Source organism: Pseudomonas sp. MIACH (assembly GCF_001269925.1).
GTDB lineage: Bacteria > Pseudomonadota > Gammaproteobacteria > Pseudomonadales > Pseudomonadaceae > Aquipseudomonas.
This window is the reverse complement of sequence record NZ_LHVO01000066.1, coordinates 15,504-38,572: the sequence shown is the minus strand read 5'-3', so window position 1 is coordinate 38,572 and position 23,069 is coordinate 15,504. Positions and strand designations below refer to the sequence as shown.

The 23,069-nt window shown below is 61.4% G+C and carries 17 protein-coding genes; 2 read left to right on the top strand and 15 right to left on the bottom strand.

Annotated elements, in window-relative coordinates; translation table 11 throughout:
* Positions 1 to 18: 18 nt before the first annotated feature.
* The 8 genes from hutH to hutC form a co-directional block, all read right to left on the bottom strand.
* Complete coding sequence (hutH, locus tag AD670_RS29495) at positions 19 to 1,527, bottom strand: histidine ammonia-lyase (RefSeq protein WP_053140444.1); 1,509 nt, start codon at positions 1,525 to 1,527, stop codon at positions 19 to 21.
* Between the two features lie 54 nt (positions 1,528 to 1,581).
* On the bottom strand, positions 1,582 to 2,406 hold the full coding sequence (locus tag AD670_RS29490) for a glycine betaine/L-proline ABC transporter ATP-binding protein (RefSeq protein ID WP_051429333.1): 825 nt from the start codon (positions 2,404 to 2,406) through the stop codon (positions 1,582 to 1,584).
* The gene (locus AD670_RS29485; RefSeq protein WP_053140441.1) at positions 2,403 to 3,254 is read right to left on the bottom strand and encodes a proline/glycine betaine ABC transporter permease; all 852 of its coding nucleotides are present in this window, start codon (positions 3,252 to 3,254) and stop codon (positions 2,403 to 2,405) included. The genes AD670_RS29490 and AD670_RS29485 overlap by 4 nt, the downstream gene beginning before the upstream one ends.
* Positions 3,255 to 3,325: 71 nt before the next feature.
* Positions 3,326 to 4,291, bottom strand: a complete 966-nt coding sequence (locus AD670_RS29480) for an ABC transporter substrate-binding protein (protein ID WP_053140439.1) — start codon at positions 4,289 to 4,291, stop codon at positions 3,326 to 3,328.
* A 70-nt stretch (positions 4,292 to 4,361) separates the two neighbouring features.
* Positions 4,362 to 5,822 carry a cytosine permease gene (locus tag AD670_RS29475; protein WP_053140436.1) on the bottom strand — a complete coding sequence of 487 codons (1,461 nt, stop codon included), beginning with the start codon at positions 5,820 to 5,822 and terminating at the stop codon, positions 4,362 to 4,364.
* Positions 5,823 to 5,865: 43 nt separating this feature from the next.
* A complete protein-coding gene (hutU, locus tag AD670_RS29470) occupies positions 5,866 to 7,536 on the bottom strand; it encodes a urocanate hydratase (protein WP_053140434.1) in 1,671 nt (556 codons plus the stop codon).
* 406 nt (positions 7,537 to 7,942) lie between these two features.
* The gene (locus AD670_RS29465; RefSeq protein ID WP_053140431.1) at positions 7,943 to 8,503 is read right to left on the bottom strand and encodes a HutD family protein; all 561 of its coding nucleotides are present in this window, start codon (positions 8,501 to 8,503) and stop codon (positions 7,943 to 7,945) included.
* Positions 8,500 to 9,210 (bottom strand): histidine utilization repressor, encoded by a 711-nt coding sequence (hutC, locus tag AD670_RS29460; RefSeq protein WP_262417316.1) that lies wholly within the window; start codon positions 9,208 to 9,210, stop codon positions 8,500 to 8,502. Before hutC ends, AD670_RS29465 begins: the two co-directional genes overlap by 4 nt.
* A 147-nt stretch (positions 9,211 to 9,357) precedes the next feature.
* On the opposite strand from hutC, the gene AD670_RS29455 reads away from it, so the two are divergent.
* A complete protein-coding gene (locus AD670_RS29455) occupies positions 9,358 to 10,722 on the top strand; it encodes a formimidoylglutamate deiminase (RefSeq protein ID WP_053140424.1) in 1,365 nt (454 codons plus the stop codon).
* Between the two features lie 54 nt (positions 10,723 to 10,776).
* On the opposite strand, the gene AD670_RS29450 is transcribed toward AD670_RS29455, so the two are convergent.
* The 6 genes from AD670_RS29450 to AD670_RS29425 form a co-directional block, all read right to left on the bottom strand.
* Complete coding sequence (locus AD670_RS29450; RefSeq protein WP_053140422.1) at positions 10,777 to 11,346, bottom strand: lipocalin family protein; 570 nt, start codon at positions 11,344 to 11,346, stop codon at positions 10,777 to 10,779.
* 30 nt (positions 11,347 to 11,376) lie between these two features.
* Positions 11,377 to 11,631: a hypothetical protein gene (locus tag AD670_RS29445; protein ID WP_027605061.1), complete on the bottom strand. Its 255-nt coding sequence runs from the start codon at positions 11,629 to 11,631 to the stop codon at positions 11,377 to 11,379.
* A gap of 176 nt (positions 11,632 to 11,807) precedes the next feature.
* Entirely contained in the window at positions 11,808 to 12,818 is a 1,011-nt protein-coding gene (locus tag AD670_RS29440; RefSeq protein ID WP_053140419.1) for a class 1 fructose-bisphosphatase, read from the bottom strand.
* A gap of 108 nt (positions 12,819 to 12,926) precedes the next feature.
* Complete coding sequence (locus AD670_RS29435; RefSeq protein ID WP_053140580.1) at positions 12,927 to 14,279, bottom strand: DUF3999 domain-containing protein; 1,353 nt, start codon at positions 14,277 to 14,279, stop codon at positions 12,927 to 12,929.
* Complete coding sequence (locus AD670_RS29430) at positions 14,279 to 17,806, bottom strand: DUF2339 domain-containing protein (protein ID WP_053140417.1); 3,528 nt, start codon at positions 17,804 to 17,806, stop codon at positions 14,279 to 14,281. Before AD670_RS29430 ends, AD670_RS29435 begins: the two co-directional genes overlap by 1 nt.
* Before the next feature lie 133 nt (positions 17,807 to 17,939).
* The gene (locus tag AD670_RS29425; RefSeq protein WP_053140414.1) at positions 17,940 to 20,390 is read right to left on the bottom strand and encodes a glycogen/starch/alpha-glucan phosphorylase; all 2,451 of its coding nucleotides are present in this window, start codon (positions 20,388 to 20,390) and stop codon (positions 17,940 to 17,942) included.
* 239 nt (positions 20,391 to 20,629) lie between these two features.
* Here AD670_RS29425 and AD670_RS29420 point away from each other — a divergent pair, with 239 nt between their 5' ends.
* Positions 20,630 to 21,064 carry a YkgJ family cysteine cluster protein gene (locus AD670_RS29420; RefSeq protein WP_024072902.1) on the top strand — a complete coding sequence of 145 codons (435 nt, stop codon included), beginning with the start codon at positions 20,630 to 20,632 and terminating at the stop codon, positions 21,062 to 21,064.
* A gap of 125 nt (positions 21,065 to 21,189) precedes the next feature.
* On the opposite strand, the gene typA is transcribed toward AD670_RS29420, so the two are convergent.
* Entirely contained in the window at positions 21,190 to 23,010 is a 1,821-nt protein-coding gene (gene typA / locus AD670_RS29415; RefSeq protein WP_053140412.1) for a translational GTPase TypA, read from the bottom strand.
* Positions 23,011 to 23,069: the final 59 nt, after the last annotated feature.

Sequence of the window (23,069 nt, the reverse complement as noted above, 5' to 3'; positions counted from 1 at the left end):
TTCTTTTGAAATAAGTGTTCAGTGCAGATTTGGTAATGCGGTGTCTTTGAGCACCTTGGCGGCGCTCGCAATATCCGGCGCCAGCCAACGGTCCTGCTCATAGGCCGGCACCACTTCACGCAACAGGCGCCAGGCGCGATCGGTGCCCGCGCCGAAGCGTTGGTCTTTCAGGAATTCGAAAGCCTGGGCCGCCAGCAGGTACTCGATGGCGAGGATCTGGGTGACGTTGGCCAATAACTGATGCAGCTTGAGCGCAGCGTTGGTGCCCATGCTCAGGTGGTCCTCCTGCAGGCCTGAGGTGACGAAGTTGTCGAGCACCGCCGGTTGCGCCAACTGGCGGTTCTGTCCGCACAGTGAGGCGGCGACGTACTGCACGATCATCATCCCGGAATTGACCCCAGGGTTGCTCACCAGGAACGCCGGCAGGCCGCTGACGTGCGGGTTGATCAGGCGGTCGAGGCGGCGTTCGGCGACCGAGCCGATTTCGGCCATGGCAATCGCCAGCATGTCGGCGGCCAGGGCGACGGACTGGCCGTGGGGGTTGGCCTGGGACACCACGCGGTAGTGGTCCGGCGTGCCGAGCACCAGCGGGTTGTCGGTGGCGCTGTTGAGTTCGGTCTCGATCTGGCGCGTCGCGTGCTCCACCTGGTCGCGCGCCGCGCCGTGGATCTGCGGAATCGAGCGCAGGCTCAGGGCGTCCTGGGTACGGATGCCTTTGCTGCTGGCGATCACTTCACTGCCATCGAGCAACGCACGCAGGTTGCTGCCGACCTGCTGCATGCCCAGGTGCGGCTTGAGGGCGATGATTTCTTCGTCGAAAGCGTCGATCTGGCCGCGTTGTGCCTCGAAGCTCATGGCGCCGATCACGTCGGCCCATTGCAACAGATGATGGGCGTCGGCCAGGGCCAGGCAGCTCAGGCCGGTCATGCACGGCGTGCCGTTGACCAGGCACAGGCCGTCCTTGGCGCCGAGCACCACCGGCTGCAAACCTGCTTCGGCCAGGGCCTGTTGCGCCGGGACGATCTGGCCGCGATAGCTCACATTACCGACACCCAGCAGCGCCACGCCGACATGGGCCATATGGGTCAGGTAACCCACCGAGCCCTGGGACGGTACTTGCGGCGTGATGCCGTGGTTGAGCAGCGCCAGCAGCGACTGCACCACCTGCGGATGCAGGCCGGATTTGCCGTGGCAGTAGTTGATGACCGCCGCGCACATGATCGCGCGGGTCTGCTCGTCGCTGAGTACCGGGCCGACGCCACAGGCGTGGCTGAGCAAGGTATTGCGCGACAGCTGGCTCAGTTGCTCGCCCGCAAGCGATACGTTGCACAATGCGCCCAGCCCGGTGTTCACGCCGTAAGCGCGTTCGCCGCTGGTGACGATGCGCTGCACGATGGCCTGGGCATTGTCGATCCGCGCCCAGGCCTGGCCCGAGAGTTCCAGCACCGCACCGTGACGGGCCACGGCGACCACGTCCTGCCAGCGCAGGGGGGTGTCGGCGATGATGATGTTTGCTGCCTGGGACATTGTTGACCTCTTCATATTCTCTACAGCTTTGCCGGCCTCACCACAGAACCTGGGTCAGACCACCGCCGCGCGCCGCTGAACAAACCGATCCACATACTCATCCGCCGGCGAATGCAGGATCTCCCGGGGCGTGCCGACCTGGATCAGCCTGCCGTCCTTGAGGATCGCGATGCGGTTGCCGATCCGCACGGCCTCGTCGAGGTCGTGGGTGATGAACACGATGGTCTTGTGCAGGGTCTTTTGCAGCTCCAGCAGTTGGTCCTGCATCTCGGCGCGGATCAGCGGGTCGAGGGCGCTGAATGCTTCGTCCATCAGGATGATGTCGGTGTCTGCGGCCAGGGCACGGGCCAGGCCGACACGCTGGCGCATGCCGCCGGAAAGCTGGTGCGGGTATTTGTTTTCGTAGCCCTTGAGGCCCACGGTTTCGATCCAGTGCAGCGCGCGTTCGGCGCAGACCTGCTTGGTTTCGCCACGCACCTTGAGGCCGTAGGCGACGTTGTCGAGCACGCTCTTGTGGGGCAGCAGGCCGAAGCTCTGGAACACCATGCTGATCTTGTGCCGACGGAATTGGCGCAGGGCGTCCATGTCCAGTTGCAGGATGTCTTCGCCGTCCACCAGGATCGCGCCGCTGGTGGGGTCGATCAGGCGGTTGAAGTGGCGCACCAGCGTCGACTTGCCGGAACCCGACAGGCCCATGATCACGAAGATCTCACCGGTGCCGATGCTCAGGGACAAATCGTTCACGCCGACCACGCAACCGGTCTCGGCCAGCACCTGGTCCTTGGTCTTGCCCTGGCCAACCATCGCCAGGGCCTCCTTGGAGCGGGCGCCGAAGATCTTGAAGACGTTTTTAACTTCGATTTTGCTGACAGTCGTCATTTGCTCGCCTCATGCCGTGGGCGGCCATAGGCCTGGGTAATGCGGTCGATGACCACTGCAAGAATCACGATTGCCAACCCGGCTTCCAGGCCACGGCCGACGTTGAGGGTCTGGATGCCGACCAATACGTCTTCACCCAAGCCACGGGCACCGATCATCGAGGCGATCACCACCATCGACAACGCCATCATGGTGGTCTGGTTGATACCGGCCATGATGCTCGGCAGCGCCAGCGGCAATTGCACGCCAAACAGCTGTTGCCAGCGGTTGGCACCGAAGGCGTTGATGGCTTCCATGACTTCGCCGTCGACCTGGCGAATCCCCAGGTCGGTGAGGCGAATCAGCGGCGGTGCGGCGTAGATCACCGTGGCGAAAATCGCCGGCACCTTGCCCAGGCCGAACAGCATCAGCACCGGGATCAGGTACACGAAGCTGGGCATGGTCTGCATGATGTCGAGCAACGGCATCAGCACCGAGCGCAGGCGATTGCTGCGCGCCGAGAGGATGCCCAGCGGGATGCCGATCAACACCGAGATCACCGTGGCGACCATCATCAGCGCCAGGGTCTGCATCAGCTTGTCCCACAGGCCAACCGCGCCCACCAGGAACAGCAAACCGACGATCACCGCCGTGGTCACCACCTTGCGCGTGGCGTGCCAGGCAACTGCGCCGACGATGGCCAGCATCAGCCACCAGGGGGCTGCACGCAGCAACCCTTCCAGGTTGACGATGGCCCACAGCAGGGTGTCGGAGATTTGCCGGAACACATCGCCGTAGTTGGTGACCAGTGAATCCACCCAACCGTTGACCCAGTCGGCGATGGAAAACGTAAAACTCTCAGGAAACATAGCGTGCTCTCGATCCAATGGGTTGTAGCCAGGCACCCGGCCACCCCTCAGGGTAGCCGTGCACACTTGACCTACAAGGCCGCGTCGATTTTCTTGGCTGCGTCTTCACTGACCCAGGCGTGCCAGACTTCAGGATGTTCCTTGAGGAAAATTTTCGCCAGTTTCGGCGACTCAATGCGTTCCTTGGCCATGCGCCCCAGGTTCTGGTTCAGCAGGTCGATGGGCAGGTTGACCTTTTCCAGCACGGCCACCAGTTCCGGGGCCTGCTCGTGGAAGGTCTTGGACAGGCCGACCTTGATGCTCACGCTTTTATCCACACCAGGCTTTTCTTCCAGCTTGACCAGGTCGACCTGGCCCATCAGCGGGGTTGGCGACCAGTAGTAGAACAGGATCGGCTCGCCGCGCTTGTAGCTCGACAGCACCGCCGCATCCAGCGCCGGGCCGGTGCCTGGGCGGAAGTTGGTGTAGGTGCTTTCCAGGCCGTAGCTCTTGAGCATTTCGCTGTTGTCCAGCTCGCAGGTCCAGCCGGCCGGGCAGTTGTAGAAACGGCCCTTGGACGGTTCTTCCTGGTCCTTGAACACCGCGGCGTACTTGGCCAGGTCGGCGATATTTTTCAGGCCCGGCGCCTTGGGTTCAAGCTTGCGCTTGGCGTCGCCTTCGATCACGTAGCGCGGTACGTACCAGCCTTCGATAGCGCCCACCACAGGGGCACCGACACCGACGACTTTGCCGGCCTTCTCGGCCTTGTTCCAGACTTCGCTGCGGCCGACCCATTCTTCGGCAAATACTTGGATATCGTTGCTGCTCAGGGCGTTTTCCATGGTGATGGAATTGCCTGGCAGACTGTCGGTTTTACAGTCGTAGCCTTTTTCCAGCACGGTTTGCAGGATGTCGGTGAGCAACATGCCGCTTTCCCAGTTAAGGCCGGCAAATTTGACCGGTTTGCCGGATTCACACCAACCGGCCGCCTGGGCGCCAGCGCTGGCCAGCACGCCTGCTGAGAACAAGGTGGCCAACAGGGTCTTATGCATTTTCATTGTTGTGACGCTCCCAAATCTTGAAATGGATTACGGCAGTCAGTAGGCATCCTGCCCTGTCCACGTCCCATCAGGCCTGTGCAGCCAGCCCGTTTGTCGTCGTCGGTGCAACGCCCTGCTCTAGCGGCAGGATCAGGTGTTCAGGGTGTGCGGCAGGCCACTTTTTCGCCGCCCAGTAGTAAAGCGCGGCGGGAAGCACCAGGCCGATGATCCAGGAAATATCCACATCACCCAGGGCGGCCACCAGGGGGCCGGTGTAGAACTTGGTGGAGATGAACGGCAACTGCACCAGCACGCCGAAGACATACACGCTGATACCGAGCAGGTTCCAACGGCCATAGCGCCCGTTCGGATCGGCCAGCGCTGGTACGTCATAGCGATCGCGGGTGATGCAGTAGTAGTCGACCAGGTTGATCGCGCTCCATGGCGTAAAAAACGCCAGCAGGAACAGGATGAAAGACTTGAACGCCCCCAGGAACGAGTGCTGCCCGAGCAAGGCGATCAGGGTCGCCGTACCGACGATGACCAGCACGAAAAACAGCCGCTGCAAGCGCGTGACCTCCAGGCGACCGCGAAAGCCGCTGATGATGGTGGCAATGCACATGAAGCTGCCGTAGGAGTTCAGCGTCGAGATGGTGACCTTGCCGAACGCGATGCTGAAATACAGCAGCGCCGCAGTGGCCCCCGTACCGCCCAGACCGACGATGTAGGCCACTTCGTGACCGGCAAATTGCCCGTTGGACATGGCCGCGGCAAACACCCCGAGGATCATCGCCACTTGTGCGCCAACCACCGAGCCCGCGCCTGCGGCAAGAAAGGTTTTCACCGAGGACGTCTTGCTCGGCAGGTAGCGTGAATAGTCCGCCACGTATGGGCCGAAGGCGATTTGCCAGGAAGCCGCTAACGACACCGCCAGCAGAAAGCTGCTCAAACTGAAGTGGCGGATTTGCAGGAGTGCACCGACGTCGGCCTGGCTCATCAAACGACTGAACAGGTAGACAAAGGCAATCACGCCAATGACGCTGGCAACGCGGCCGATGAAGTGGATCACCCGGTAACCGAGCACCGTGACCAGCACGATGACACTGGCGAAAACCAGGATCCCGACACTGTCGCTGACACCAAACAACTGGCCCAGCGCCTGACCGGAAAGCACGGTACCCGTGGCGGTGAAACCGAGGTACATCAAGCAGACCAGTACGATCGGGATCGCCGCGCCATACACACCGAACTGCACCCGGCTGGAGATCATCTGCGGCAGGCCCAGCTTGGGCCCTTGCGCCGCATGCAACGCCATGACACCGCCGCCCAGCAGTTGACCGATCAACAGACCGATCAACGACCAGAACACATCACCGCCCAGCACCACGGCCAGGGCCCCGGTGACAATCGCGGTGATCTGCAGGTTGGCACCCAGCCACAGGGTGAACTGGCTCAATAGACGACCGTGTCTTTCCGCTTCCGGGATGTAGTCGATCGAACGTCTCTCGATCAACGGGGTGGTGCTTGCACGCGCGTCACTTGCAGCCATGGGTGTTCAACCTCTGATGGATTGTTTTCAGGGTGGTGCTGGCTTACTTGATCATTGGAAGATTGAGACCCTGCTCTTTGGCGCAATCGATCGCGATCTGGTAACCCGCGTCCGCATGACGCATCACACCAGTGGCCGGGTCGTTGTGCAGCACACGGGCAATGCGCTCCGCCGCTTCGTCGGTACCGTCGCAGACGATGACCATGCCGGAGTGCTGGGAGAAGCCCATGCCGACGCCGCCACCGTGGTGCAGCGAAACCCAGGTCGCGCCGCTGGCGGTGTTGAGCAAGGCGTTGAGCAACGGCCAGTCGGACACGGCGTCAGAACCGTCCTGCATGGATTCGGTTTCGCGGTTCGGGCTGGCGACCGAGCCGGAGTCCAGGTGGTCACGGCCGATGACTACCGGTGCCGATAACTCGCCGCTGCGCACCATCTCGTTGAACGCCAGGCCGAGCTTGGCGCGTTGGCCCAGGCCGACCCAGCAGATACGCGCCGGCAGGCCCTGGAAGCTGATGCGCTCGCGCGCCATGTCCAACCAGTTGTGCAGGTGCGCGTCGTCGGGGATCAGCTCTTTGACTTTGGCGTCGGTCTTGTAGATGTCCTGCGGGTCGCCCGACAGCGCAGCCCAACGGAACGGGCCGATGCCACGGCAGAACAGTGGACGGATGTACGCCGGTACAAAGCCTGGGAAGTCGAAGGCGTTTTCCACGCCCTCTTCCTGGGCCATCTGGCGGATGTTGTTGCCGTAGTCGAAGGTCGGGATGCCTTGCTTCTGGAATTCCAGCATGGCTTTGACGTGCACGGCCATCGACTGCTTGGCAGCCTTGATCACGGCAGCCGGTTCGGTCTTGGCGCGGGCGCGGTATTCGTCCCAGGTCCAGCCGGCCGGCAGGTAACCGTTGAGCGGGTCGTGGGCGCTGGTCTGGTCGGTGACCATGTCCGGGCGTACACCACGCTTGACCAGTTCCGGCAGGATTTCAGCGGCGTTACCCAGCAGCGCGATGGAGATCGCCTTGCCTTCCTTTGTGTACTTGGCGATGCGGGCCAGGGCGTCGTCGAGGTCGGTGGCTTGTTCGTCGACATAGCGGCTGTTGAGGCGGAAATCGATGCTGACCTGCTGGCATTCAATGTTCAGCGAGCACGCGCCGGCGAGTGTCGCGGCCAGAGGCTGGGCACCGCCCATGCCGCCGAGGCCGGCGGTGAGGACCCAACGGCCCTTGAGGTTTGAGTCGTAGTGCTGGCGACCGGCTTCGACGAAGGTTTCATAGGTGCCTTGGACGATGCCCTGGCTGCCGATGTAGATCCAGCTGCCGGCGGTCATCTGGCCGTACATGGCCAGGCCTTTGGCATCCAGTTCGTTGAAGTGCTCCCAGCTGGCCCAGTGCGGCACCAGGTTGGAGTTGGCGATCAGCACACGCGGGGCATTGCTGTGGGTCTTGAATACGCCGACCGGCTTGCCGGATTGCACCAGCAGGGTTTCGTCGTCATTCAGGTTGGTGAGGCTCTCGACGATCTGGTCGTAGCACTCCCAGTTGCGCGCTGCACGGCCGATACCGCCGTACACCACCAGTTCTTTGGGGTTCTCGGCCACTTGTGGGTCGAGGTTGTTCATGAGCATGCGCAGCGGCGCTTCAGTCAGCCAGCTTTTGGCGGTGAGCTTGTTACCGCGGGCGGCGCGGATTTCGACGTCACGGTATTTTGTAGGCTTGGTCACTGCTAGGACTCCTCGGCGATCGATGCGCGAACATGGATGGTGCGAAGGAGAGTCTTACGCACACATCTTTACTTGTACATACAAGCATATGCAATCAAGCGGCCAACTTTTTGAGCGAGGTGTTTGGTTTTTTTTGGAAAGCGTGTCCGAGCCTTGAAAATTAAGGCTTCGAGGCATGATGAAATTTCTTACGAAGGCGTTTTACAGCGAGGGAGGTTTGTTACGACAGCGTGGTTTTGCGCCACGCTGGGGCGTTCGGTAACAAATTGGTGCGGGGGTTGGAAACAGATTCTATAAGCGACACAAAAACAAATGTGGGAGGGGGCTTGCTCCCGATTGCGGTGTGTCAGCCCAGGATATACCGACTGATCCACCGCTATCAGGGGCAAGACCCCTCCCACATTTTTTAACCCCGCGGGGTCAGTTCGATGATGCAGCAGCGACCCGTGACGGAAATATCCAGCAGACCGCTGTTACCGTCCACTTGCAGGCAATCGTGATGACCCAGTACCTGGTCCAGCACCTTGACTTCATCCGCCACGCTGAACACCAGCACTGTCTGCGCGGTACTGAAAAACCGCTGCACACCATCCACCCACTGCAACCGCGCGTGGTAACGCTGGGGCGAGTAGATCAGGTTGAAGTCGCGGATCGGCCCGGTGATCAGGCGGCATGAAACCTGGCTGTCGCCCTTGAAGGCGAACGGTTGCAGCGGTAACAGCCCGCGCTGCTCCTCGCCATCCACGGTCAATACCATGCCTGCGCCTTTGATCACGGTGATCACGCGTTGGTAACCGGCGAAGGTGGAAAACCCGCCGGACTCACCGATATCGGCAATCGACAGGCGCCAGCCGAAGCCGTCCAGGCCCTCGCCGGCATCGCGGGTGATTTCTTCGGTGCTGCCGCCGCCGTTTTTCCACGGCATGCGTACGTAATCGGCGGCGCGCCAGACTTTTACTGCACTCATTTACTGAACCGTCCTTCCAGGCTGTGGCGGGAACCGGGGTGGATCAAACGTGCCGCCGTCACCGGCTGGCGGCCGGACCAGGTGCGTCGACGAATCAATAGGCACGGCTCGCTCGGCTCGATCTGCAACAACTCGCACTCGGCCGCGTCGGCGAGAATCGCTTCGACCACATGCTCGCCTTCAGTCAGCGGCGCCACTTGGTTGAGATAGGCATAGGGGGTTTGCAGGGTGAAGTCCTGTTGCAGGTATTCCGGCGCGACCAGGGCGTTGACGAAGCGGTCCTCGATTTGCACGGGAATATCGTTTTCGTAATGCACGATCAACGAGTGGAACACCCGCCCGCCTTCACGCATCTCCAGGGCGACGGCGCGCTCGGAACCGGCAGCCTCCTCACCCAGGGTAATGACCTGGCACGTATGCCGATGACCGCGGGAAGCGATCTCATCGGCAATGTTGTGCACTTCAAACAGCGCCGACTGGCTCTTGGGCTCGGCGACGAACGTGCCGACGCCTTGCATGCGCACCAGCAAACCTTCGGCGGTGAGCTCGCGCAGGGCGCGGTTGATGGTCATGCGGCTGAAGCCCAACTGGCTGACCAGTTCGCTTTCCGACGGTACGCGGTAATGGGGTGGCCAGTTGCCGTTGAGGATCTGCTGGCTGATCATCTGTTTGACGCGGGCATACAAGGGCGCCGGACTTTCGTCCATGTGGGCAGCCAGTGAAGACTTGGCGGGCGGAGTCGGCACAGGGAATCCTTGCAGGGGGAAAAGATGCATAGATTGCCGGAGTTTACCGAGCAGGCAAACGTCTGTATATGTATATACAAATAAACACACGACCGGGGTGCTCTAATCATGTCCGCTTTCTTTGCCGAACGCGCGCTGCTGCCTAATGGATGGGCCAAAGATGTACGTCTTGAAGTCAGCGCCGATGGCCTGCTGACACAGGTTGAGGCCAACGCCAGCGCAGACGGTGCCGAACGGCTCAGGGGTCCGGTGCTGGCGGGCATGCCGAACCTGCACTCGCACGCGTTCCAGCGCGCCATGGCAGGGTTGGCCGAAGTGGCCGGCAATCCGAATGACAGTTTCTGGACCTGGCGCGACCTGATGTACCGCATGGTCGGCAAGATCAGCCCGGAGCAACTGCAGGTGATCGCCCGCCAGCTGTACATCGAGATGCTCAAGGCCGGTTACACCTCGGTGGCCGAATTCCACTACGTGCATCATGACGTCAGCGGCCAGCCCTACGCCGACCGTACGGAACTGTCGCGGCAAATCAGCCAGGCGGCCACCAGCAGCGGGATCGGCCTGACCTTGGTGCCCGTGCTCTACACCCACTCGGGCTTTGGTGGGCAGGCGCCGAATGAAGGCCAGCGACGGTTCATCAACAGCACCGAGAACTACCTGGACCTGCAGGCGCGCCTCAGACCGATCCTGGCGGCACAACCGGCGCAGCAACTGGGTCTTTGCTTCCACTCCCTGCGCGCCGTGACCCCGCAACAAATCAATCAAGTCCTGGCAGCCAGCGACAAGGCCTGCCCGGTGCATATCCATATCGCTGAACAGCAAAAAGAAGTCGACGACTGCGTGGCCTGGAGCGGCAAACGCCCGCTGCAATGGCTGTACGACAACGTCGAGGTCGATGAGCGCTGGTGCCTGGTGCACGCGACCCACGCCAACCCGGAAGAAGTCACGCGCATGGCCAAGAGCCGGGCGATTGCCGGTTTGTGCCTGACCACCGAAGCCAACCTGGGCGACGGGGTTTTCCCGGCCGTGGATTTCCTCGCCCAGGGCGGGCGCCTGGGCATCGGTTCAGACAGCCATGTGTCGCTGAGCGTGGTGGAAGAACTGCGCTGGCTGGAATACGGCCAACGTCTACGCGATCAACGGCGCAACCGCTTGTATCGCAGCGATCAGCCGATGGTCGGCCGTACGCTGTTCGATGCCGCGCTGGACGGTGGCGCACAGGCGCTGGGGCAGCCAATAGGTCGACTGGAAGTGGGCAAGCGTGCGGATTGGATCGTGCTGGACGGGAACGACCCTTACCTGGCGACAGCGACAGACGACGGCATTCTCAATCGCTGGTTGTTTGCCGGCGGCGATCGGCAGGTGCGCGACGTACTGGTCAACGGCAAGTGGGTAGTGCGCGACGGGCATCATGCCGGCGAAGAAGACAGCAGCCAGGCATTTACGCAGGTCTTAAGAGCGTTACTCGGTTAGAAAATGTGGGAGGGGCTTGCTCCCTCCCACAATTGGATCTGTGGTGATCCAGAGTTACTGCGAAGTCTTCGCCATCTGCTTATCCGACGTACGCCAGATCAACCGCGTGGTGTCATACCCTTGCTGGCGCGCCCTGCTCAACAGGTCTTCGCGAGTATCCGCACTGACCGTTGGCGTGCGTGACAGGATCCACATATAGCGCCGGCTCGGGCTGCCGACGATGGCGGTCTTGTAGTCATCGCTGACGTACAACACCCAGTAATCGCCCTTGGCGACGCCTGGCAACAGTGACGTAAACCAGTTATTGAATTCCACCCAGAGCTTGTCGGTCTTGCCGGGTACTTGCGGCGTGGCCGTGCCCTTGGCTTCTTCCCACTTCCAGTCGGTGGTCAGGCAGCGGTTGAATACCGACATATCGCCATCAGGCAGCAGTGTGTAGCGGGCTTCGGACTGCGCGCAGTTGCGCTGGAAGTACATCGGCAATCGAGCCAACTCATACCAGGTGCCCTGGTAACGCTTGAGGTTGACGTTGCTCGCTGTCTTGGGTTGCAGATCATCGCCAGAATGGCTGGCGCAGCCCGCCAAAAACAGGCTGGCACAAAGGCACAAAACAAAACGCATCATTCTTCTTCTCCCGCAGGCTCTCGCCCCGGTTTACTTCAGGCCTTGCCCGGAAAACATCAGAACTTTGTCACCGGCATATTGAACGCTGATAAAGCTGTTTTTATCGCCCCACGTGCAGCTGGACATGCCCAGTGCGCCGGAACAATCAGTCGGCTTACCCAGCAGCGACTCCACCTCGGCCTTAGGCATGCCGGCCGACAACTTTGCGTAGTTTTCTTGATTGACCTTGCTGCAAGCGGCCAACAGCACGCAAAAGGCCAGCAAAGCGAGACGGCGTAACGACATGGAATAACTCCTGGAGGGGCGAAGCAGCTTGGGTATCTGCCAGAAGCTTAGAAGGGAAAAGAGGTGTCTGGTTCCCGACGAACGAAAACAAAAAAGCCCCGAAAACGCTGAAACGTTTCGGGGCTTCTTTAAGGGTGAACCGGCTCACAACAACGCCGTTCACTTATCGCCGCAGGTTACTTCTTGTGGTAAGCGGTCACACGTTCAACTTCTTCCTTGGAACCCAGGAACACCGCCACACGCTGGTGCAAGCCTTCAGGCTGGATGTCGAGGATACGCTGGTGGCCGTCGGTGGACGCACCGCCCGCCTGCTCGACCAGGAAGGACATCGGGTTGGCTTCGTACATCAGGCGCAATTTGCCCGGCTTGGACGGCTCGCGGCTGTCGCGTGGGTACATGAACAAGCCACCACGGGTCAGGATACGGTGCACGTCGGCCACCATCGCGGCGACCCAGCGCATGTTGAAGTTCTTCTTCAACGGGCCTTCTTCACCGGCCATCAACTCGCCCACATAACGGGTGACGGGCTCTTCCCAGTGGCGCTGGTTGGACATGTTGATCGCGAATTCCTGGGTAGCGGCAGGAATGGTGATGTCTTCGTGGGTAAGGACGAAGCTGCCCATTTCACGGTCCAGGGTGAAGCCTTTGACGCCATCGCCCAAGGTCAGCACCAGCATGGTCTGCGGGCCATAAATGGCGTAACCGGCAGCGACCTGCTCGGTGCCTGGCTGCAGGAAGGCTTTTTCGTTCAGCGCTTCGTTCTGGCTCAGGTATTCGTTCGGGCAACGCAGTACCGAGAAGATGGTGCCGACCGGGGCGTTGATGTCGATGTTGGACGAACCGTCCAGTGGGTCGAACACCAGCAGGTAGGCGCCCTTCGGGTATTTGCCCGGGATCTGGTAGGCATTGTCCATTTCTTCGGACGCCATGCCGGCCAGGTGACCGCCCCATTCGTTGGCTTCGAGCAGGATTTCGTTGGAGATCACGTCGAGCTTCTTCTGCACTTCGCCCTGCACGTTTTCAGTGCCCATGCTGCCCAGGACACCACCCAGTGCGCCTTTGGACACGGCGTGGCTGATTTCCTTGCAAGCACGCGCCACCACTTCGATAAGGAAGCGCAGATCGGCAGGCGTGTTGTTGCTGCGGGTCTGCTCAATCAAATAGCGACTCAAGGTAACGCGGGACATGGAAGGCTCCGATGAAGGGGGGGCTAAAAACCCGCGCAGTTTAACGCGAGTCGGGGCGTATTTCCTCCTATCAGAGGATTTAAACCCAATAGAGTTCATGGACTTTATTTAACGTGCCGCCGGTGGCTTGCGCAGCAAACTGTAGGCCATGGCGCCCAGTGCCGCCACGCCGAGCAATAACACGGCCCAGAGCCCGAGTTTTTTCCAGTTCGTCCCGCTGTCGACAGTGGCTGCGACGGCAGGCGAGGTGACAGCGACGGCCCCGGCCACCTTGGCCTGCCCCAACGTGTTGAGGCGTTCGGCGGTGTAATCGGGGATCAGCGTCGACAAAGGCAGGTTCGCCGCCTTCGCCGAGGCATTCCCCAGCGCCAGCGTGAACGGCGGCTCGCCCCGCGCCAGGAACACCAACTGCGTGGCGCGCACCGCAAAGTGCAGGGCCGGCGCTTCGGCGCCAAGGCCGCCGCCACGCTCGTCGACCTGCAACTTGAGTTCGGTGACCGTCTGGCCGGGCAGCTGCAATTCGTCCTGCACCACGTCCTGGCCATTCTGGGTCAGGCGATACAGCAAACCGTTGCTCAACGGCTGCCAGGCTTGATTGCTGTCACGTCGCCCCGCCAGGGTCACCGGCGCCAGCGTATTCGGCTGCTTCAACTCGATACGCAAACGTTCGACGCTCAGGCCTGTGGGTAATTTCCAGCTGTACTCACCCGCCTTGAGCCGCGTGCCCGAGAGCGGCGGCGACCACACCAAAGGCAGCGGCAGGCTGCTGCTGGTTGCACTGGCCAACTTGGCCGAGGTCAGCAACGGCGCCGCTTGCCCCTTCCACACCAGGCGCAGGTAACGGGCGGATTGACCCGGCAAACTGACGTCATGCTGCTCGACCCGCTCGTCGGCAAACGACAAACGCGCCACTTGCCCATCCCCCCAGGATTGCCAGTGCTGCAAGTCATCACTGGCTTCAATGCTGAAGCGCTGGAAGCCCTCTTGCTCGCGACTCCAGTCCAGGCTCAGTTGCTGCAACGGCGCCTTGATCTTACTGGCGTCGAGCACCCAGCCGCGCAGCACCTGCTTGCCCGGCTTCGCGGCGGTGGAGGGTTTGATTTCCACCAGGGTGCCTTCGGCCGTGGTTTTCATCACCACACCGGGCAAGGTTGCCTGGGTGTCGGCGGCGTACAGCGGGAACCACTTCACGTCGGTGACTTCACGACTTTCGGTGCGTTGCGACGCTTGACGCGACAGCGCGTAGGCCTGGGGTTCACCGGCAGCGTTAAACACGCGCACATCGCTGAGGTCAGCCTGGCGCGCATTCAGTTGCACGGCCAAGGGCAACTCAAGGCGATACCAGGGGCCGTTGCCGCTGACGCTCAGGGGCACCTGGCTGCTGAAGTCGGCCGGCGTTTCCTGGGCCCACACCGACAACGTCGTACACATGCCCAGCACGACCACGCTCAACTTACCGATCAAGAGGATGCTCCTTCAGTTTCCAATACAGGTTCGGCACGCTTGGGCGGCAGCGGCGCAAAGTAGCCCACCACCAGCAACAACCCGCCCACGCCGATAAACGACACGATCCGCGCCAGGCCGCCACGGTTGCTCAACTCGACAAAGAACAGCTTGGCCACCACTACCGCGATCAACGCCGCGCCGATCAGCCACACTTCGCGGCGATGGCGCAGGTGGCCGCCGATCATCAGGCCGAGGGCTATCAGGGTCCAGACAATCGACAGGCCGGCCTGTACGAGCATCGATTCCAGCAACGCATCCAGATGGAACGGCACGCCGCCCCAGTGGTGGGCGGTGCGCATCACCAGTGCCGTAAAGAACGCGAACAGCGAAACACCGGCGATGCCCTGGGCGATCAATTCAGCACGCGGCCCTCGCTGCGGCGCCACGCTGCGCGACCACAGGTACACGCCCAGCAGCGCAAACAGCAAACCGAGGTCCAGCGGGTTGAGCAGCGGCACATACGGCAATGGCTTGGCGGTGCCGTCGCTGAAGGTATTCGCCAGCCAGAACCAGCCCAGCATCAGCACCGCCAAGGGCAGCGCCGCCAACACTCGATATTCCCGTGGATACGCCGACACCGGCCACGGCCAGTTGCGCGGTGCAGCAGCCAGCACCAGGTACAGACTTGGCAGGATCGCCCAGCCCAGCCAGCGCCAGGCGTTGTATTCGCTCGACAGCAACAACAGGCCGTAACGCAACTCCAACGCCAATACGCCGATCAACATCCAGCAACCCAACACGTGAGCAACGCTCAGGACGGTGGCCGGCGCCACCGTTGCCAAACGCCGCAGCGCGATGAAATGCACCCCGAACACCGCCAACCAGGCCAGCCAGCCATAGTGCGCTGCCGGGTGGTAATAATTATGTGCAGACACCAGCAATACCATCCCCGCCGCCGGCATCAACACGGTGCAGAGCACGCCCAGCGAGGCCCAGCGCAGCCGCGTCGCGAGCAACGCCCAGATCGCCACGCTGACCGCCGCAATGCCCAGCAGGAACGGCCCCTGGAGCTCATCGGGAACAAACCGCAGCACTTCAGCGATCAGCGCCAACGCCCACCACGCCGCGCCCCACACCAGCAGCAGGTCAGACAGGCGTTGCAGCTTGAGTACGGCAAACACCGGCGCATGGGGCTCACGTTGCAAGCGCCAGGCGCCGACCAAGGCGGCCAGGCCCAACACCATCGGTGTCCAGAAACCGCTATGTCCCAGCGGACGCAAACCTTCGCTGGTCAGGGGCCCGAGCAGCTCCGGCACCGCTAGCAGGAACGAGGCGCCGCCGATCACCTGCAGCAGCAACCCGAACACGAAACTGACGCGCTGTTGCAGGTACAGGCTCAGCCAGATGATCAACAACCCACTGGCTGCCCACACACCACTGGCGCTTTCCCATGGCAGTACAAACAATACGGCGAGATTGATCAGCACCAACCCGGCCAGCAGCACCACGGACAGCCCACGCAACAGGCGCACATCGCTGCGCACCATATCGTCGCGGGCCGCCAGCAGCATGCCGCCGATCAACGCCAGGCCGATCAACGAGGCGGTGAGCAAGCCGCTCCAGCCTGCATTGAATACCGCCGCCGAGTCACCGCCTTGCAAGCGCAGCAGGAACAACGCCCCACCCAGCAGTTGCACGGCAAACGCCGTGAACAGGAAGGTGCGCGAGCCAATCCGCAAGCCGATAAACAGTGTCGCCAGACCGGCGAGCGCCCAACTGATCGCGGTGCCTTGAGTCAGCAACAGCAGCGGCGCGAGCAGGTACACGAAGATCAGGCCGAGGCTGGCCAGAACCGGCAGGCCCTTGCGCTCCCACTCTGCCGCCTGCTCCGTCGAGGCCTTGCGCAGTTGGTCAAAGCTGAACAGCAACGCCGCGCCCAGCAACAGCGCCCCCAAAGGCGCCCCATCCAGCAACGTGTGTTCGCCGATGCGCAATTCACTGAGAAACGCCAGCGCCGAACCCAATTGCAGCAACAGGCCAAAGGCGCGCGCCAATGGCCGTTGCTGGCGCAGGCCGAGCCAGAAGATTCCGGCGCCTTCCACGGCCCACGCCGCAGCAGTCCAGCGCGCATCGAGGCCCAGGGGAATCGCCAGGCTGGCAAAGATCACGCCCAAGGCCAGGCAGGTTTCCGCCAGCAGCAAAGCGCGCCCACCACTGAGCACGCGGGCCAGGCCCATGTAGAGGATGCCCAGGCCCAGCGCGCTGAACGCCGCGGCGAACTCAAGGTGCTGCACCAGCGCGAACTGCAGGCCAAACCCCACCAGCGGCGGGCCGAACAGCATGCTGCCGTCGACGTAGTCGCCTTTGGATGCCGACCAGCGCAACAACGCATCACGGCCTTCGGGCGCGTCGCCCATCTCCCGCAACTTGCGCCTGGCGAACAACAGGCCGATAGCCAGGTACATCAGGAAAAACAGGATCAGGAACGGCTCGGTACTCCACAGCAGTTCCGGCGTGTAGGAGCGCATGCCCCAGGCAAAGCCGATACCGAAGGTGCCGACAAAGCCGATCAGGTTGAGCAAGCGCCAGGCCTTGAACCAGGCGATGGCAAGGATACCGGCGTTGAGCAGGGCAAAATAACTGAACAGCGCGACATGGTTGCCGGCGCCGGTCGACGTGAGGATCGGCGCCGCGAAGCCGCCGAGCGCTGCCGCACAGGCCAGTCCCAACGCATCCTGGGTAATCGCCAGGATCGCCGAGAACACCGTGACCGCCACCAGCAGGCCCAGCGCCGCGCTCGGGTCGATCAACGGGTGCAGGCGCATCGCAGCAAACACCGTCAGGTACAGCACCGCGATCCCGGTGCCTTGCAGCATCAAGCCGTAGTTGCTGTTGCGCAGCCGCAGCCACCAGCCCAGGCCCAGCAAACCAAGGGCTGCCGCAGCAACGCCGGCGTAACGCAGCTCGATCGGCACCACCATGCCTTCGGTGGCGTAGCGCAGCAGGAAGGCAAGGCCGAGGAACAACAGCACCACGCCGACACGCAGCACAGTGTTACCACCCAACAGCCAATTGCGTGCGCCGCTGATGGCGCGTTCGATCAGGTTGGGGCCACGGGGAGCGGCAGGCTCTTGAGGCGGACGAGGGGTCGGAGCAGGCATCGGGGCAGGCGCCCAGACGTCGTCCGGCAGTGGTTGGCTCGGTTCGGCGACCATCGCGACAGGCGCCAATTCAGCCGGCAGCTCCCACACCAGTTCTGGCGCCTTGGCGACCGGTGCCGGCTCAGGGGCAGGCGTTTCGACGATGACAGGGCTTGGCGGCGTGGGCACTTCCAGTTGCCGCAGGCGCTCACCGAGGGCAATCAAAGCCTTCTGCGTGGTTTCCAACTGAGCAGCCTGCTGCTGCGCCTGGGTCGCCAGCTTCGACAGGCGAATCGCCTGGCCAATGCCCAACCCCAACAGCGCACCGATGCCCGCATCGTAGAACGACTCATCGAGCGTCCAGCCGAGCACCAGACCAATCAGCATGAAAATCCATTGCATGGTCGATATTCCCTAAACAAACCGTGCTGTAGGAGCGAGCTTGCTCGCGAAGAACGCAAAGATACCGCGTTAAATCAGAAAGCACGCGTTATCGTTGGCGTTTTTCGCGAGCAAGCTCGCTCCTACAGTAGATCTAGTCGAGGGCTTTCCAGATTTCAGTGGCGTACTCGCGAATCGTCCGGTCCGAGGAGAACCAGCCCATGCGCGCGGTGTTGAGCACCGCCGAACGCCACCACGCCTTGGAATCATGCCAATGCGCTTCGACCCGCGCCTGGGCATCCCAGTAGGAATCGAAGTCGGCGCAGACCAGGAAGCGGTCGTAGTCGATCAGCCCGTCGATCAAGCCCACATAGCGGCCCGGATCATCCGGCGAGAACACCCCGCCCCGAATCGCTTGCAGCACGTCGTTCAGACGATGGGAGGCCGCAATGTCCGGCCCGGCGTTGAACTCACCGGCATGTTTACGCGCCTCGACCTGCTGCGCACTGAGGCCGAAGATAAACATGTGATCGGCCCCCACGCGCTCGTGCATCTCCACGTTGGCGCCGTCCATGGTGCCGATGGTCAGCGCGCCGTTGAGGCCGAACTTCATGTTACTGGTGCCCGATGCTTCAAAGCCGGCGGTGGAGATCTGCTCGGACAAGTCCGCCGCCGGGATGATGCTTTCCGCCAGGCTGACGTTGTAGTTGGGCAGGAACACCACCTTGAGCAAGCCGCGTACGGTCGGGTCGTTGTTGACGGTGCGCGCGATGTCGTTGGTCAGCTTAATGATCAACTTGGCCTGGTGATAACTGGCCGCCGCCTTGCCCGCGAAGATCTTCACCCGTGGCACCCAGTCGGTGCCCGGCTCGGCGCGGATTGCCTGGTACAGCGCCACGGTGTGCAGCAGGTTGAGCAGTTGGCGTTTGTATTCGTGGATACGCTTGACCTGCACGTCGAACATCGCCGCCGGGTTCACCGAAATGCCCAGGCGCTCGTGGATGATCTCGGCCAGCGCACGCTTGCTGTGCAGACGCTGGTCGGCGAAGGCTTTGCGGAAGGCCTGTTTCTCGGCGAAGGTTTCCAGCTCGCCCAGGCGGGTTTCCATGGTGTCGAGAATGTCCGGCCCCAAAGCTTCCACCAGCATTTCGGTGAGCTTGGGGTTGGCCTGGTACAGCCAGCGGCGGAAGGTAATGCCGTTGGTTTTGTTGTTGATGCGCTCCGGGTAGAGCTTGTGCAGTTCGGAGAACACGGTGCTGCGCATCAACTGGGTGTGCAAACCCGATACGCCGTTGACGCTGTGGGAGCCGAGGAACGCCAGGTTACCCATGCGCACACGGCGGCCGTTGTCTTCTTCGATCAGCGAGACGGCGCGCAGTACGTCGAAATCGTGGATGCCCTTGGCCCGCAGCGAATCGATGTGCTGGGCGTTGATCAGGTAGATGATCTGCATGTGCCGGGGCAGCATGCGTTCCATCAGGCCTACAGGCCAGGTTTCCAGGGCCTCGGGCAACAAGGTGTGGTTGGTGTACGACAGGGTTTCGACGGTGACATCCCACGCGGCTTCCCACGGAATGTCGTGCAGGTCGACCAACTGACGCATCAACTCGGCCACGGCGATCGAGGGGTGGGTGTCGTTGAGCTGGATCGCTGCGTGCTCGCCCAGGCTGAGGACCGAGCCGTGCATGTTCTTGTGGCGACGCAACAGGTCTTGCAAGGAGGCGGCGACGAAGAAGTATTCCTGGCGCAGCCGCAGCTCCTGCCCCGCTTCGGTGCTGTCGGCGGGGTAAAGCACTCGGGAGATGCTCTCGGCGCGGGCCACTTCGGCGACGGCGCCCAAGTGGTCACCGGCGTTGAAGCGCTCCAGGTGCAGATCTTCCACCGCCCGGGCGCGCCACAGACGCAAGGTATTCACGCTGGCGCCGCGCCAACCGACCACCGGGGTGTCGTAGGCAACGGCACGCACGGTTTCGCTGGGCGTCCACACCTGGATCAGCTTGCCGGAAGCATCCGGCAAGGTTTCGACGCTGCCGCCAAAGCCGATGGGGTAAATCACCTCGGCCCGTTCGAACTCCCACGGGTTGCCGAAATCCAGCCAGCGTTCGGTCTGCTCCTGTTGCCAGCCATCGACGATGGCCTGGCGGAACAAGCCGTGTTCATAACGAATGCCATAACCATGGCCGGCGATGCCCAAGGTCGACATGCTTTCCATAAAGCACGCCGCCAGGCGGCCGAGGCCACCGTTGCCGAGCGCCGCATCGGGCTCCAGCAGACGGATGCGTTCGAGGTCCACCCCGAGTTCAGACAGCGCTTCGCGAGCGATCTCCAGCACACCGAGGTTACTCAGGCTGTCGTAGAGCAGGCGGCCGATCAGGAACTCCAGGGACAGGTAATAAACCCGTTTCTGGCCTTTGCGGTAGATACGCCTGGTGTGGTCCATCCAGTGGTCGACCATCTGGTCGCGGGCGGCCAGGGCAATGGCTTCGAACCAGTCATGGTCGAAGGCATGGTCCGGGTCTTTGCCCACCGCGTAGGTGAGTTTGGTCAAGACAGCATCGCGGAATGCGGCTACCTCTGCTTCTCGTGCAAGCGGTTCCTGAGACATCGGTGTGACCTCGGGCGAGATTGAAGGAGTTGCTAGAGCCTAGTCGGTCTGACAGACGGTAGACGCTCTGGTTCGGCAGTTTTTTAACTCATTCACCTTTGCAGGCATTTGATGCAGGGGTCGTGCCCAATCAGCCCAGGTTCTGGCCTTTAAGCTGAAATTCGCAAAATATTGTTCAAAAAACCACCAATCCCGGTATGATCGCGCGCCCGGATACAGCCCTACCTTTTGGAACCCTGATGAAGCCTCAACTGATCGCCGCCGCGGAACTTGACCGTCTCGAAACGTGGCAGAAATATTCCGCCCATATGTGCGGTGGCTGCGTGTCCAGCTGCTGCACGCTGCCGGTCGAGGTGAAGATCAAGGACCTGATCCGCATTGGCATCGTCGATGAATTCGAGCGTGGCGACCCGCCGAAGAACATCGCCAAGCGCTTGCAGAAGGAAGGCATCGTCGAGCGCTACAACAACAAATCCGAGATTTTTACCCTGCAGCGCATGAGCAACAACGATTGCCTGTACCTGGATCGTAAGACGCGCTTCTGCACTATTTATGACAAGCGCCCGGATACTTGCCGCAACCACCCGAAAATCGGGCCGCGGCCTGGGTATTGCGCGTATAAGCCGAAGGAAGTGGTGCGCGAGACTAAGTTCAAGACCCTCGACAAGTTCTGATCCGGATTTTGTGGGGCTCTCAAGGGCCCCCGATGAGGCCAGTACAGCCACCACCAAAACTGCAGACATAAAAAAACGCCCCCGGCCTTTCGACCGGGGGCGTTTTTCATTCAGCCTGAGTTAACTCAGTTCTTGGCTTTCTTGGCAGCGCGGGTACGCTCGCCTTCGTCCAGGATCTTCTTACGCAGGCGGATCGACTTAGGCGTCACTTCGCACAGCTCGTCGTCCTGGATGAATTCCAGGGCCTGTTCCAGGGTGAAGCGAACAGGTGGAACCAGGGCGATGGTTTCGTCTTTACCCGAAGCACGCATGTTGTCGAGCTTCTTGCCTTTGGTTGGGTTGACGCCCATGTCGTTGTCACGGCTGTTCAGACCAACGATCTGACCGTTGTAGATCTCTTGACCGTGTTCAACGAACAGCTTGCCACGCGCCTGGAGGGTTTCCAGGGAGTAGGTCAGTGCCTTGCCGGTTTCTACCGATACCAGAACACCGTTCTGACGGCCGGACATGTCGCCGGACTTCATGGTGTCGTAGCGATCGAAGATCGAGGTCAGGATGCCAGCGCCGTTGGTCAGGGTCAGGAACTGGTTACGGAAACCGATCAGACCACGAGCAGGGATGTTGTATTCCAGACGCACACGGCCTTTGCCATCCGGCACCATGTTGGTCAGGTCGCCCTTACGCAGGCCCATCTCTTCCATGACCTTGCCCTGGGATTCTTCAGGGGTGTCGATGGTGACGTTTTCGAACGGTTCCTGCTTCACGCCGTCAACAGTACGGATGATCACTTCAGGACGACCAACGCCCATTTCGAAGCCTTCGCGACGCATGGTTTCGATCAGTACCGAGAGGTGCAGCTCACCACGGCCGGAAACCTTGAACTTGTCAGCCGAGTCGCCTTCTTCAACGCGCAGTGCAACGTTGTACAGCAGCTCTTTGTCCAGACGTTCCTTGATGTTACGGGAAGTCACGAACTTGCCTTCTTTACCGCAGAAAGGCGAGTCGTTTACCTGGAAGGTCATGGAAACGGTTGGCTCGTCGACGGTCAGAGGCTTCATCGCCTCGACAGTGTCCGGCTGGCACAGGGTGTCGGAGATGAACAGCGAGTCCATACCACTGACGCACACGATGTCGCCGGCGAAGGCTTCTTCAACGTCGATGCGGTGCAGGCCGTGGTGACCCATCAGCTTCAGGATACGACCGTTACGCTTCTTGCCGTCGGCGCCGATAGCGACAACCGGGGTGTTCGGCTTGACGCTACCACGGGCGATACGGCCAACGCCGATAACACCCAGGAAGCTGTTGTAGTCCAGTGCCGAGATTTGCATCTGGAACGGGCCTTCACGGTCAACCTTCGGTGGTGGAACGTGGTCAACGATCGCCTGGTACAGCGGGGTCATGTCTTCCGCCATGGCGGTGTGTTCCAGACCGGCAATACCGTTCAGGGCCGAAGCGTAGATCACTTGGAAATCAAGTTGCTCTTCGGTGGCACCCAGGTTGTCGAACAGGTCGAAGATCTGGTCCAGAACCCAGTCCGGACGCGCGCCTGGACGGTCAACCTTGTTGATGCACACGATCGGACGCAGGCCGGCTTCGAAAGCCTTCTTGGTCACGAAACGGGTTTGCGGCATAGGGCCGTCTTGAGCGTCAACCAGCAGCAGAACGGAGTCAACCATCGACATTACGCGTTCTACTTCGCCGCCGAAGTCGGCGTGGCCCGGGGTATCCACGATGTTGATGTGGTAGCCGTTCCAGTTGATAGCGGTGTTTTTAGCCAGGATGGTAATACCGCGCTCTTTTTCCTGGTCGTTGGAGTCCATCACGCGCTCGTCGTTGAGCTCGTTGCGCTCCAGGGTGCCGGATTGACGCAGGAGTTTGTCTACCAGGGTGGTTTTACCATGGTCAACGTGAGCAATGATGGCGATGTTACGTAGATTTTCGATCACTTGTGTATCTCGATCAGAGGATTCGGTGTGCTGACAGGTCGTGGCAGCGATTAACAGTA